Source organism: Bacteroides acidifaciens (assembly GCF_024623065.1).
Lineage (GTDB): Bacteria > Bacteroidota > Bacteroidia > Bacteroidales > Bacteroidaceae > Bacteroides > Bacteroides acidifaciens.
Genome location: NZ_JANJZR010000100.1, coordinates 1 through 13,532, shown reverse-complemented (window position 1 = coordinate 13,532; position 13,532 = coordinate 1). Strand labels below are relative to the sequence as shown.

Here is a 13,532-nt window from a genome sequence, read left to right as displayed (position 1 = left end):
CTTATCATCACTTACGATCTATTGTTGGATTGGGTAAATAAAAAGAATACACGTATCCTTATTTATGGCGTTGACGAAGAGAGTGTGGCCTTGAAGTTGCGTCTCCGTGACAGTGCCCATTATAAGGTTGCAGGCTTTTATGTTTATGGCAAAAGCAACAGCCGTCGCCGCTTGGCGGACCTTCCTGTTTATTATTTTGAAAAGGAAGCGGATGTTGACTACATAATACGTAAGCGTGGTATTAAGGGTATTCTTTTTGCCCGTTATGAAGATACCCGCCTGGAAGAAAACCGTCTTTTGGAATATTGTAAAAGCAATAAACTAAAGACTCTGATTGCTCCCACTATCAGTGAGGCGGATTCCGACGGTAATTTCCATCAGTGGATACGCCCCATTAAGATTGAAGACTTGCTGGGCCGTGCTGAAATAAACATCAATCTTCGTCAGGTCGCCGAAGAGTTCCGGGGAAAAGTGGTGCTGGTAACCGGTGCTGCCGGCAGTATCGGTAGTGAACTTTGCCGTCAGCTGGTACAGATGGATATTCGGAAACTCATCATGTTCGACTCTGCCGAGACTCCTTTACATAATGTCCGTCTTGAATTTGAGAAAAAATATCCAGCCATAGATTTCATACCTGTGATTGGTGATGTGCGTGTGAAGGAACGTGTACGCATGGTATTCGATCTCTATCATCCTCAAATCGTTTTTCATGCCGCCGCTTACAAACATGTGCCTTTAATGGAAGAGAATCCCTGCGAAGCCGTACTGGTGAATGTCACAGGTTCCCGTCAGGTAGCTGATATGGCAGTGGAATATGGTGCGGAAAAAATGGTCATGGTCTCTACCGATAAAGCCGTGAATCCTACCAATATAATGGGCTGTTCCAAACGTCTGGCTGAAATCTATGTGCAGAGTCTGGGCTGTGCCATCCGTGAGGGAAAGGTGAAAGGCCACACCAAATTCATCACTACCCGTTTTGGTAATGTATTGGGCAGTAACGGTTCTGTCATCCCCCGTTTTAGGGAACAGATAGAGAATGGTGGTCCTGTCACAGTTACCCATCCTGATATCATCCGCTTCTTCATGACTATTCCTGAGGCTTGCCGTTTGGTAATGGAAGCTGCTACGATGGGAGAGGGTAATGAAATCTTTGTCTTCGAGATGGGTAAGGCAGTTAAGATTGTCGACTTGGCTACCCGCATGATTGAACTGGCGGGTTATCGTCCGGGTGAGGATATCAAAATAGAGTTTACGGGCTTACGTCCAGGTGAGAAGCTTTATGAAGAGGTGTTGAGCGATAAAGAAAATACGATTCCGACAGAGAATAAGAAAATCATGATCGCCAAAGTCCGTCGGTATGAATATGCCGATATCCTTGATACGTACACAGAGTTTGAGAGACTTTCCCGTGCGGTTAAGATTATGGATACGGTCAGGCTGATGAAGAAAGTGGTTCCTGAATTCAAATCAAAGAATTCTCCGCGATTTGAAGTATTGGATAAAGAACAATAAACTAGAATATATTATGAACAATTCATTTTGCATTGCTGCAAGTATACAGAAAAAAGCCGGTGGAATACTTTCCTGTCTGATTGCACTCTTTCTGCTTGCTTCCTGCCAGTCATACAAGAAAGTCCCTTATCTGCAAGATTCTGAAATTGTGGGACAGACTGCCCAACAGGAAACTCTGTATGATGCCAGAATAATGCCTAAGGATCAGCTTACTGTTGTGGTGTCATGTACGAACCCTGAATTGGCAGCCCCTTTCAATTTGGGAGCGAGCGGTTCTGCCGGTATGACTGCCGGAAACTCACAGGGTGCTTCCCAATCCTCCCCACAGACTTATCTGGTGGATAATGAGGGCAATATCAATTTTCCTGTATTGGGGACATTGAAAGTAGGTGGACTGACCAAAAAGGAGGTGGAGCAGATGATAGTGGAAAAATTGAAGCCCTATATCAAAGAAACTCCGATTGTTACTGCCCGTATGGTCAACTATAAAATTTCTGTCTTGGGTGAAGTTGCCGCTCCAGGCACATTTACTATCAGCAATGAGAAAGTGAATCTGTTGGAGGCCTTGGCCATGGCGGGTGACATGACCATTTATGGAATCCGCGACAATGTTAAACTGATTCGTGAAAGTGCCGACGGTAAACAACAGATTATAACACTGGATTTGAATAAGGCCGAAACTCTTCTTTCTCCTTATTACTGGTTACAGCAGAACGATATTGTGTATGTGACTCCTAACAAGGCAAAGGCTCGAAATTCGGATATCAGTAACAGTACAAGCCTTTGGTTCTCAGCTACCTCAGTCTTAGTTTCATTAACAAGTTTATTAGTAAATATTTTCAGATAATAACATCATATGGTTGAGGAAAGAAAGGAAAGAACAGGGGCACAATCCGAAGAACAGATCAACATTCAGGAAATCCTTTTCCGTTATCTGATTCATTGGCCATGGTTCGTTGTTTCGGTAATAGTCTGTGTTGCTGTTGCATGGGGATATCTACGTTTGGCAACACCTGTATATAATGTTTCTGCCACAGTCCTGATTAAGGATGAGAAGAAAGGCGGTGGTGCGAATATGTCTTCCGAGTTGGAAAAGATGGGGATGAACGGCTTTGTCTCTTCATCAAGTAATATAGAGAATGAAATTGAGGTTTTGACTTCCAGGACATTGGCGAGAGAGGTGGTCAGTTCTTTGGGATTGTTCGTGACTTATATGGACGAAGACAAGTTTCCCAAGAGGGAACTGTATCGCACTTCTCCAGTTCTGGTAAGCCTGACTCCACAGGAGGCGGACAAACTTCCGCAGACAATGGAGGTTGGGATGTCTTTGCACCCCTCCGGCGTGATGGATGTACAGATTAAAGTGGGAGAAAAAGAGTATGGGAAACGTTTCGATAAATTGCCTGCCGTACTCCCAACCGATGAAGGTACGGTTGCTTTTTTTACGAACAACGACACTCTATCATCAGTCCGTCCGGAGAGTGTAACAAAAGAACGCCATATCACAGCTTATATTAACAGACCTTTTTCTGTAGCGAAAGGATACGCCGGTTCTCTGTCGATAACTCCTACCTCGAAAGCTACTTCCGTAGTGACCGTTTCACTCAAGAACTCCAATACTCAACGCGGTAAGGACTATATAGACAAGCTGCTTGAAATGTATAATGTCAATGCCAACAATGAAAAGAATGAGGTGGCTCAGAGAACTGCCGAGTTTATTGACGAGCGTATAGGTATCATCTCTAAAGAACTGGGCAGTACAGAGCGTGATTTGGAGAATTTCAAGCGTAGTGCGGGTATTACGGATTTGACAAGTGAAGCCCAGATAGCTTTGGCAGGTAATGCCGAATACGAGAAGAAACGTGTGGAGAATCAGACCCAGATTAATCTTGTCATGGATTTGCAAAGATATCTGCAGGGTACTGAATATGAAGTGTTGCCTTCGAATGTCGGTTTACAGGATGCTGGTGTTGCAGGAGCAATTGACCGGTATAATGAAATGGTGTCTGAGCGTAACCGCCTGTTACGCACATCAACAGAAAGTAATCCGGCAATTGTAAATCTAAATGCCAGCATCCGTGCGATGCGCGGCAATATACAGACCACCTTGGATGCAACATTGAAAGGCCTTGAGATTACGAAGACTGATTTGGTTCGTGAGGCAGGTCGTTATTCCCGTCGTATCAGTGACGCGCCCACTCAGGAACGACAGTTTGTGAGTATTGCCCGCCAGCAGGAAATCAAGTCCGGTCTGTATCTGATGCTGCTTCAGAAGCGTGAGGAGAACGCCATTGTCCTGGCCGCTATAGCCAATAACGCCAAGATTATTGACGAGGCACAGGCGGAGGGTGCTCCGATTTCCCCAAAGAGGATGACTATTTATTTGGCAGCTTTGGTATTCGGAATAGGTATTCCGGTAGGTATCATTTATCTGATTGGTCTGACCAAGTTCAAGGTAGAAGGTCGTGCTGATGTTGAAAAACTGACTTCGCTCCCTGTTATCGGTGATGTCCCATTGGCAGATGAAAAGACGGGTTCTATTGCCGTATTTGAGAATCAGAACAATTTGATGAGCGAGACTTTCCGCAATGTTCGTACCAATCTTCAATTTATGCTTGAGAATGGTAAGAATGTGATTTTGGTGACTTCTACCATTAGTGGTGAAGGCAAGTCCTTTATATCCGCCAATTTGGCTATCAGTCTTTCTTTGTTAGGCAAGAAAGTTGTGATAGTCGGTCTTGATATCCGTAAACCGGGCTTGAACACGGTCTTCAACATACCTAAGAAAGATCATGGTATTACCCAGTTTCTGACTAATCCTGCTATCAATCTGATGGACTTGGTACAGCCTTCTGATATAAACAAGAACTTATATATTCTTCCCGGTGGTACTGTTCCTCCTAATCCGACAGAGTTGTTGGCTCGTGACGGATTGGAGAAGGCTGTTGAAACACTGAAGAAGAATTTTGACTACGTGATATTGGATACTGCTCCTATAGGTATGGTGACAGATACTTTGCTTATAGGACGTGTAGCGGACTTATCAGTTTATGTATGTCGTGCTGATTACACCCGTAAGGCTGAGTTCACTTTGATTAACGAACTTGCCGAGAATAATAAATTGCCTAATCTCTGTATTGCCATCAATGGGGTGGATCTTCAAAAGAAGAAATACGGTTATTATTATGGTTATGGTAGATATGGCAAGTACTATGGCTATGGTAAACGATATGGTTATGGTTACGGATATGGGGAGCATAAAGTAAAGGAAAAGTAACTTGTAATCAATTATTTTAAGATGTTTATTGTTATAAATATCAAATGAAATATCTCCAAATAGTAAGCGTATGACTTAAAACGCTTTCCGTACGTTCATTAGTAAGTAGTCAAATTAGATCTTAATTTTGGAATGTATATTTTCGTTGCTGAACTGAAAAAATATGTACGACAACGAAGATTTAGAAAGATTCTATTTCCTGTATCAGGTCGAGATTTTGCCTCATGGACATGTCGTGGGAGTACTTTTGGTCTCAAAAACAAAGACGCTATATCAATATTTGACCAAATGTGCATATGTTACTGAGTTAGGAGATATATGTCAGAGATGCTGTATTACAGGATTACCTTGGCAAGCAGAAAGAGTATGTTGATCATCAGGTTAAATTCGATGAAATTTTATACGTATTGCTTCTCTAGAGCCAAACGTAAAGTAGTTGAACATCGGGGGCGACTTGTCTGATAAACTGAAGTTTGCCAACAAGAACTACTTTGGCTTCAAACAATAGAGTCTGAAGAAAGAAGAGGCTTCAATAGTCAGGAAACTGACTGTAGTCGTGTCCTAGGATAGCTTTAATCACCGCTCATAACCGGACAATTCTATTGCTAAGTTTTCCAAAGTATGGTTCTTTTCTTCGTAATCACTAAAGAAAGATTGTGATTTATCGAATCGGCCTGACACATATAGCGTTATGGGGGGAGCAAAGGTGATGCTAAGGATACAAGTCTGAACCGTTCAAGATTTCCGGTCATATACAGAGAGCCTATTTAAATTTTACTTGAAAAGTTTTATTTAGCTTCTTTTCGGTCTGCTCTCTTTTTAGTCATTATATGGCCCTCTATGTTCTTCATAAAAACAGAAAAACATCCTCAAAAAGACCTCATTTGGAAATGAGTCTTATCTAAGAGTGTTTCGAGATGCTTCAGTATGTTGAGAAAAGAAATAAACTCAAGTGGGGTTATTTTCCAAAGGCTGGCAATATGGTTATGGCTTATCTGTCTGCAGTGTTAAACTATTTGGATGTTTGGGGAATAAAACATTTGCTTACCTAAAGACGACAGATACTCTATAATAATGCAGCCGAAAGTGCGGTTCATCTACTGACTACCCAACGCAATTTCATGCTTCACTTCGGCAGTGACGAAAGGACTGAAATGTTAGTTAGCTATCACAGTGTAGTTAGTATAGTAAAGTTGTAAGGCAGGTTCGTTTGAGATACTTAAGTAAGTTTTTACTGATATTCTTAACGGTTGTAGAGATATAAGATTGGATTGGTAGTACCAATAGTTAAGCAAACATTTAAAATTTAAAAACTCAAGGCATAGACACTTGTAAGAGTGTCTGTATAAAAGGGAATGCCCAAAACTGAGTACTAACATCAGCACAAGTATGCTAATATTTAATTCGATGATTCTTTTGATCCTACTTTTGATGTGTGTCTCACATACACAAGTAGTTAACTATGGGATCTCCTATAAAGTTTATACCTCCAAAACTGTAGCTTATTTTACGATGGGGTATATTGTATTTTGGGCAAGTTTGCGTATCCAATTTGTAGATACTGCTGCTTATATCAGTGGTTTTAATGAAGCAGAGACAGGTATTGATAAGGCAATACAGGCTTTATTTCAAGAGGGAAAACAGAAGGGATTTGATTTTTTACAGATACTTTTTAAAACTCTTTTTTCTGAAAGTTACCATTGGTGGCTGACTTTGATTGCAGTCGCTACAGGAGTACCAATCATGATGACATTCCGTAAGTATTCGGTCAATTACCTTTATAGTATGTATCTGTTTGTAACATCTATGATTGTGGTCTGGATGTTTAATGGCATCCGCCAGTTTCTAGTAGCGGCCATTATGTTTGGATTGTGTGATTTGATTATCAAAAGAAAAACGATTTTGTTTATTGTTGCCGTTCTTTTGTGTTCTACAGTCCATACAACTATTCTTATTATGCTTCCAATTTATTTTATAGTGTTCGAGACTCCATTTAAAAGGAAGATGATGTTGTTTGTTTTGCTCATTCTCATGAGCGTATTTGCAATTTCTCCTTTACTTGAAGCAATGGAAACTGTTTTGCATAATACAGCTTATGCATCTAACCTTGAACAATTTGCAGAGGATGATGGTGTGCATCCGCTGCGGGTTTTGTTCAAAGCAATTCCTATTGTTTTTGCTTTTATAAGAAGAGAAAAAATTGAAAAAATAAACAATCAATTTATAAATATTTGTATTAATATGAGTACTATTTCAGTAGGAATTTATGTCATAGGTATTTTTACGAGTGGAATTATGATAGGTAGATTGCCAGTATATTTTGATTTGTATAGTCTGATACTTATTCCCTATTTATTTAGTTACGTTTATACCGATATGAAAAAGCAATTATATTGGGGTTTAGGTTTATTGTATTTGCTTTTCTATTTCCTAATGAGTGGTGGGCTTTATTATAATAGTGAGTTAACAGGATTTATTAAATAATAAAAAGAGAATATGAATGTCATAAGAAATTTATTGAATCGTTATGTCTATCAAGATTGGAATATTGCTATTGCAGATATTGCAGATGATTTAAGTCCTGTAAACATCAAATGGATGAAGCATTCCTATCATGATAGATGGTTTGCTGATCCTTTTATTGTAGATGAAACAGATGAAAACTACATTATCCTTGTTGAAGAGTGTATGCTTGATACTCAAAAGGGACGCTTGGCAAGACTTACAGTAGCTAAAAATGATTGTAAACTTGTCAAAAACGAAACTATACTTGATTTACCCACACATCTTTCTTTCCCTAATATTATACAGGTGAGCGGACAGATGTATATGTATCCTGAAAATGGGAAAGCTAGGAATACAAAATTATACAAATACGGGAGAACTGTAGAATTGTGTGGAAAGTTGTCAAGCTTGCCACTTGCTGATGCTACAATTTTTAAGTATGAAGATAGTTTTTATATGTTGTTTACTATTGGGGAAAATTGTAATGGTAATATACTGCAAATATATCGTAGCAATCAGCCGTTATCAGGATATATTTTCCATCAAGAGATAAAGTTTGATAATAATATAGCACGAAGAGCGGGTAATGTTTTCACTTGGAAAGGACATTTGATTAGTCCGGCTCAAGTGTGTAATCATAATTATGGAGAGGGTGTATCTTTTCAAGAAATTTCATTTACAGGTGATAAGATTCAATTAAATGAAATCAAGCGATTGTATCCACCTACAAAGATGTATCCTGAAGGATTCCATACATTTAATGTGTTTGGAGATAAGGTTGTCATAGATGGATACAGATATGGCAGTAAGTTTTTGCATGACTTATATTTTAAGATAAGAGGTTAATATGATACCCAAAACAATTCATTACTGTTGGTTCGGACGTAAACCGTTGCCAGAATCGGCAAGCAAGTGCATTGAGAGCTGGAAGAAGTTTTTTCCTGATTATGAGATTAGGGAGTGGAATGAGGATAATTTTGATATAAATATCATTCCTTATACCAAAAATGCATATGAAGCCAAGAAGTATGCCTTTGTAAGTGATTATGCCCGTTTTTGGATATTAGAGAAATTCGGAGGGCTATATTTTGATACCGATGTAGAGGTGATTAAAAGTATGGAAAGCATTATTGCTGAAGGAGCTTTTCTAGGTGCTGAAATTGATGGTGAAAAAGAGAAAGGGGAGTATCCAAAAGTTGCACCAGGTTTGTGCATTGGAGCATATGCACATATGACCTTCTACCAAGAGGTTCTCAAACGATATGATAAGCTTAATTTTTGGGGAGAAGATGGACGTTTTAATAAATACACGATGATTCCATTAGTAACTGATCTTTTGAAAGAATTAGGTATGCAGGAAAGCAATACTATACAGAAAGTTGGGGATATCACTATTTATCCTGCAGAGTATTTCAATCCGCTTGATATTGGAACCGGTGAATTACATGTTTCCCCAAATACACGAAGTATTCATTGGTTTATGGCATCTTGGTTACCTCCTCAGCCTGTTTGGAAGAAAAAGATAAAGCAATACATAAGAAGGCTTCTAAGATTATTTAGATAATGGCATTACTTACAATATTTACACCTGCTTATAATCGGGCTCATACGATAGGTAGGACATACGAGAGTTTATGTCGGCAGACATATCATGATTTTGAATGGCTTATAGTAGATGATGGTTCTAGTGATAATACGCGTGAACTCGTGCGTTCGTGGTATGCAAATGCTACGCTTCAGGAAACAGCTTTAGAACTGAAAGGTTATAGTAAAGATGTTCCTTGGCTTCACATACATTATATCTATCAACAGAATCAAGGCATGCACGGAGCGCATAATACTGCATACGACCACTTATCTACTGAACTTAATATGTGCATAGATTCTGACGATTATGTACCAGACAACGCTGTCGAAAGGATTGTTATTTTTTGGCAATCACAATCAATGGAAGACAGACAAAAGTATGCTGGCATTATTGGGCTTGATATAGACGATAAGCATAAGGAAATCATAGGTTTGCCATTTCCGAAAGGGTTAATTAGTACAACTTTGAGTGGATATTATCAAGATGGAGGCAAAGGAGATAAAAAATTAGTTTATCGCACAGATATTATTAAACAAACTCCTAAATATCCCATATTCAGAGGAGAAAACTATGTGGGATTAAATTATAAGTATCTGATTATTGATCAAAACTATGAACTTTTAGTTCTGAATGAACCTCTAATAATAGTTGATTACCAATCGGATGGGTCAAGTTCTAGCATGTATCGGCAGTATTGGAGAAATCCCAAGGGATGGTCGTTTTACCGTAAGTTTGAGATGACTCATTCCTTAAGTTTTAAGCGCCGTTTTCAGGTGTGCATACATTATGTATCAAGTTCCATTATTTGTAAAAACAGGAATTTTATAGCAGAAAGTCCGTGTAAACTCCTTACAATTTTGGCAGTTCCATTGGGCTGTTTATTGTATTGGAAGATAAAACATAGTGTTAAACATCAAGTTAAAATGAAGGTAGGATAAATGAATAGTATTATTCAAGATGATCTTTTTCGTTACGAAGGACTAAGAAGTAAGAATCTTATGGTGAAGATAAGTTATTTTTTCTTCACGCCAGGATTTCGTTTTACTTATTATTTTAGGAAGGCACAACTTGCCAACAATTCTGTTTCTCGTCTGTTTTGGCGGATTTGTCATCGGAGTTGTATGCTTAACACCGGCATTCAAATTCCTGTATGTACACGAATTGGTAAGGGATTTCGAATTTCGCATTGGGGTACGATTGTTATCAATGGAGAAACTGTGATAGGAAAGAACTTTAACATAGCGCAGGGTGTATTGATTGGTTATTCAGATGGAAGGAACAAAGGCGTACCGCATATCGGGGATAATGTCATTATTAATGCAAATGCAGTTGTTGTAGGAGGAGTAAAAATTGGTAATAATGTATTGGTTGCTCCTAATGCTTTTGTAAATTTTGATGTACCGGATGATTCTATAGTTATTGGAAACCCAGGTCGGATAATTACTAGAAATTCTTCACCGACTGCAAAATATTTAGTCTATACAGTAGAGTAAATCATGAAAATATTACAAGTAATAACCTCCCTGAAGACAGGTGGTGCTGAAAAATTGATTGTTGATATGGTACCTATGTATCGTCAACGAGGGTACGATGTTGATGTGCTTTTGTTTGATGGAACCGAAACTCCTTTTAAAAAGCTACTGAAAGATGACGGGGTGAATATATTTGAATTGGGGTGTGGCGGTTCAGTATATAATCCTATAAACATATTGAAATTATTGCCCTATTTCCATAAATACGATATAATTCATACACACAACACAGCTCCACAGCTGTTCGCGGCTATTGCGAGTCTGGTATGTTCCGTTGTACTTTGTACAACGGAACATACCACTTCTAATCGTAGACGTAGTTTGAAGTGGTATCGTCCCATAGACAAATGGATGTATAGCAGATATAAAGAGATTATATCAATCTCATCTGCGACAACTGAAAATTTGAGAAGATATATAAAAATCTCATGTCCGATTGATACGATATCGAATGGTATAGATGTAGAGAGATATTCATCAGCTGTTCCAGTTGAACGGAAGAATATTGGGTGTAAAAACGATACTTTTTTACTTATGATGGTTGCTGGTTTTCGTTATCAGAAGGATCAAGATACCATTATTCGCGCTTTAACTCTGTTGTCTAAGAATGTACAACTTTGTTTAGTAGGCGATGGTGATAGGCGAGTTGAGTGTAAAGAACTTGTTAAGCGATTGAATTTGGAAGAACGTGTGGTTTTTACAGGTGTACGTTCTGATATTCCGAATGTGTTAAAAGCCGCTGATGTAGTTGTAATGTCTTCGCATTTAGAAGGGTTTGGGCTTGCTGCTGTTGAGGGTATGGCAGCGGGAAAACCTGTAGTGGCCAGTGATGTTGTGGGATTAAGGGATATTGTGAAGAATTATGGTTGCGTATTTCCACAAGGTGATGAAAGGAGATTAGCCGAAATTGTAGAACGTTTGAAAAATGACTCCAACTTTTATAAAACTCTTGCAGGACAATGTTATTTAAGATCAAAGGACTATGATATTAGCAAAACGATTGATTCGTATATTGATGTATATGAATCAATTGTCAAATGATATCTTTGGGGACGTTTTATTTTTAACTAAAGAAGTAATCAATGAAAAGAATATTCATGATAGGATACTCGACTGATAAGGGTGGAGTAGAAGCCTATATTAAAAATATTAGTTCTCAGCTTGAAGACAAATATGAGATTATCCTTCATTGGCCCACTATGAATATTGATGGTAAAGAATGGGTAGTGCCTGCGAATAGACATAATTACATTAAGTATCAGCAGTTCTGGCGGAAGTTTTTCCATGAAAATAAGTTTGATGTGATTTATTATAATACATGTGATATAGTGAGTATTGATCTGTTGAAGTTTGCAAAGGATGCTGATGTACCAGTGCGGATTATTCATTCTCATAACACAGGTAATCAGGTTATAGCAGGTGGTCTTCTTGGTTGGCTCCATAAGTGGCAGGAAAGAAATTCGCGTAAGAATTTGCATAAGTATGCCACTGATCTTCTTGCTTGCTCGAAGACTGCTGGTGATTGGATGTTTGATGGGCGTCCATATACAATCATTAAAAACGGCATTGATATCAGTAGATATGTCTATTCTAGTACAAAGCATCAAAATGTATTAGGTACATTAAAGAATGAAGCCGGAAAAGTTGTAGCCTGTCTAGGGAGATTAGATCGTCAAAAAAATCCCTTTATGAGCCTTTCTATATTTACCGTATTGTGCCAAAGAGATAGAGACACTCAATGCTTGTTTATAGGTGATGGTGAATGTCGAGTAGAACTTGAAGCAAAAGTGCGAGCTTTGGGATTACAGCATCGCATCATTTTTACAGGTGGTGTGGATAATGTGAATGAGTGGTTGTCGTACATTAATTGCCTGCTCATGCCCTCTTTTTTCGAGGGGTTACCATTCGCTCTTGTGGAGGCACAAGCTGCTGGTATCCGTTGTCTTGTTTCTGATACAGTCTCACAGGAAGCTAATATTACAGGTCTAGTGGAATATAAGAGTTTGAATGCATCGGTGGAAGAGTGGGCTGATAGGCTTCTTGAACTAGCTTCTATGCCTCGTGTAGATGTGTCTGAGAGTTTGATATCTGCAGGTTATTCCATTGCCAATACGGCAGCGACTATTGAAAGAATTATAAACCAAGGACTAAAAGTATGCAAATAATACAATCACTTAGATATCGCATTTGGCGGGTTTTTAAAAAGTACAGAGACAAGCAGTATAGAAGTCGTTTTACTAATCAAGATATAACCATCCTTTCAATGAATTGCACGGGGGGCATTCTTTATCATGATCTTGGTCTTCAGTTTCTTTCTCCAACTGTCAATCTTTATATAAAAGCAGGGGACTTTATCAAGTTCTGTGAGAATCTTAAGTACTATCTTTCTATTGATAAGATGACACCGTGTAAAGAATCGGGCATTGTAGAAGACCGTAAATACCCTGTAGCTTACTTAGGCGATATCTTACTTTATCTTGTGCATTATCATACGGTGGAGGAAGCTCAACAGAAGTGGAATAGTCGAAAAAAACGGATCAATTGGGAGAAGATAGTAATCTTTAATAATGACCGTGAAGGTATGACTGTAGCTTTGAAAGATCGTTTCGAGGCGCTTCCTTACAAGAAGATTATGTTCACTTGTCAACCGGATGATTCCCATCCAAGTTGCTATTATTTGCATGGATATGAGAAACAAGAATGTGTTGGTATTATAACTGATGGTAAGGGGTGGTTTGGCAAACGCCCCATTGATCAGTTTGATTGGGTGAAATTCTTAAATGAAGTGTAAGGAAAACAATGGCAAATTCTAATATGAGAATCGAGTGGGTGGATGCCGCAAAAGGTATTGGTATCCTTATGGTGATGTTTGGTCATAATTGGTTGGATTGGAAATATTGTTATTATTTTTATTCATTTCATATGCCATTGTTCTTTATCCTTGCGGGATATACGTTTTCTGACCGACGTGCTCCTTTTGAATTTATCAAGCAGAAGGCTAAGGCATTACTCATTCCTTATGTTCTTTTTGTGTTCTGTAATTTTGTAGATGACAAAATTTAAATTTATGCTGTTAAACATCTAATTTTTAAGTGATTAAATTTGCGAAAGTCCCTGA

12 protein-coding genes are annotated in these 13,532 nt (G+C 38.6%); all 12 read left to right on the top strand.

Translation table 11 applies throughout. The features are described from left to right. The coding region (locus NSB03_RS18430; protein ID WP_257466570.1) for a polysaccharide biosynthesis protein at positions 1 to 1,512 on the top strand (1,512 nt) is incomplete at its 5' end. 13 nt (positions 1,513 to 1,525) lie between these two features. Continuing rightward, entirely contained in the window at positions 1,526 to 2,359 is an 834-nt protein-coding gene (locus NSB03_RS18425) for a polysaccharide biosynthesis/export family protein (protein ID WP_172503507.1), read from the top strand. 9 nt (positions 2,360 to 2,368) lie between these two features. Continuing rightward, a complete protein-coding gene (locus tag NSB03_RS18420) occupies positions 2,369 to 4,789 on the top strand; it encodes a GumC family protein (protein ID WP_024988564.1) in 2,421 nt (806 codons plus the stop codon). 1,512 nt (positions 4,790 to 6,301) lie between these two features. Continuing rightward, on the top strand, positions 6,302 to 7,273 hold the full coding sequence (locus tag NSB03_RS18415; protein WP_159102161.1) for an EpsG family protein: 972 nt from the start codon (positions 6,302 to 6,304) through the stop codon (positions 7,271 to 7,273). 12 nt (positions 7,274 to 7,285) lie between these two features. Beyond that, positions 7,286 to 8,140, top strand: coding sequence for a glucosamine inositolphosphorylceramide transferase family protein (locus NSB03_RS18410; RefSeq protein WP_024988562.1), 855 nt, complete (start codon positions 7,286 to 7,288; stop codon positions 8,138 to 8,140). Between the two features lies 1 nt (position 8,141). After that, on the top strand, positions 8,142 to 8,858 hold the full coding sequence (locus tag NSB03_RS18405) for a glycosyltransferase family 32 protein (RefSeq protein ID WP_024988561.1): 717 nt from the start codon (positions 8,142 to 8,144) through the stop codon (positions 8,856 to 8,858). After that, the gene (locus NSB03_RS18400) at positions 8,858 to 9,820 is read left to right on the top strand and encodes a glycosyltransferase family 2 protein (protein ID WP_024988560.1); all 963 of its coding nucleotides are present in this window, start codon (positions 8,858 to 8,860) and stop codon (positions 9,818 to 9,820) included. Before NSB03_RS18405 ends, NSB03_RS18400 begins: the two co-directional genes overlap by 1 nt. Beyond that, positions 9,821 to 10,375, top strand: a complete 555-nt coding sequence (locus NSB03_RS18395) for a serine O-acetyltransferase (RefSeq protein WP_024988559.1) — start codon at positions 9,821 to 9,823, stop codon at positions 10,373 to 10,375. Positions 10,376 to 10,378: 3 nt separating this feature from the next. After that, complete coding sequence (locus NSB03_RS18390) at positions 10,379 to 11,455, top strand: glycosyltransferase (protein ID WP_024988558.1); 1,077 nt, start codon at positions 10,379 to 10,381, stop codon at positions 11,453 to 11,455. A gap of 41 nt (positions 11,456 to 11,496) precedes the next feature. Then, complete coding sequence (locus NSB03_RS18385) at positions 11,497 to 12,579, top strand: glycosyltransferase (protein ID WP_128824490.1); 1,083 nt, start codon at positions 11,497 to 11,499, stop codon at positions 12,577 to 12,579. Beyond that, positions 12,570 to 13,205 (top strand): DUF1919 domain-containing protein, encoded by a 636-nt coding sequence (locus NSB03_RS18380; protein ID WP_024988556.1) that lies wholly within the window; start codon positions 12,570 to 12,572, stop codon positions 13,203 to 13,205. Before NSB03_RS18385 ends, NSB03_RS18380 begins: the two co-directional genes overlap by 10 nt. An 8-nt stretch (positions 13,206 to 13,213) precedes the next feature. After that, complete coding sequence (locus tag NSB03_RS18375) at positions 13,214 to 13,477, top strand: acyltransferase family protein (RefSeq protein WP_257466569.1); 264 nt, start codon at positions 13,214 to 13,216, stop codon at positions 13,475 to 13,477. The last annotated feature ends 55 nt before the right edge of the window (positions 13,478 to 13,532 follow it).

Excerpts from the sequence above, each read along its gene's own strand:
- NSB03_RS18410 (WP_024988562.1), top strand. The coding sequence starts at position 7,286 with ATGAATGTCATAAGAAATTTATTGAATCGTTATGTCTATCAAGATTGG.
- NSB03_RS18375 (WP_257466569.1), top strand. The coding sequence starts at position 13,214 with ATGGCAAATTCTAATATGAGAATCGAGTGGGTGGATGCCGCAAAAGGT.
- NSB03_RS18425 (WP_172503507.1), top strand. The coding sequence starts at position 1,526 with ATGAACAATTCATTTTGCATTGCTGCAAGTATACAGAAAAAAGCCGGT.
- NSB03_RS18380 (WP_024988556.1), top strand. The coding sequence starts at position 12,570 with ATGCAAATAATACAATCACTTAGATATCGCATTTGGCGGGTTTTTAAA.
- NSB03_RS18415 (WP_159102161.1), top strand. The coding sequence starts at position 6,302 with ATGGGGTATATTGTATTTTGGGCAAGTTTGCGTATCCAATTTGTAGAT.
- NSB03_RS18395 (WP_024988559.1), top strand. The coding sequence starts at position 9,821 with ATGAATAGTATTATTCAAGATGATCTTTTTCGTTACGAAGGACTAAGA.
- NSB03_RS18400 (WP_024988560.1), top strand. The coding sequence starts at position 8,858 with ATGGCATTACTTACAATATTTACACCTGCTTATAATCGGGCTCATACG.
- NSB03_RS18390 (WP_024988558.1), top strand. The coding sequence starts at position 10,379 with ATGAAAATATTACAAGTAATAACCTCCCTGAAGACAGGTGGTGCTGAA.
- NSB03_RS18420 (WP_024988564.1), top strand. The coding sequence starts at position 2,369 with ATGGTTGAGGAAAGAAAGGAAAGAACAGGGGCACAATCCGAAGAACAG.
- NSB03_RS18405 (WP_024988561.1), top strand. The coding sequence starts at position 8,142 with ATGATACCCAAAACAATTCATTACTGTTGGTTCGGACGTAAACCGTTG.
- NSB03_RS18385 (WP_128824490.1), top strand. The coding sequence starts at position 11,497 with ATGAAAAGAATATTCATGATAGGATACTCGACTGATAAGGGTGGAGTA.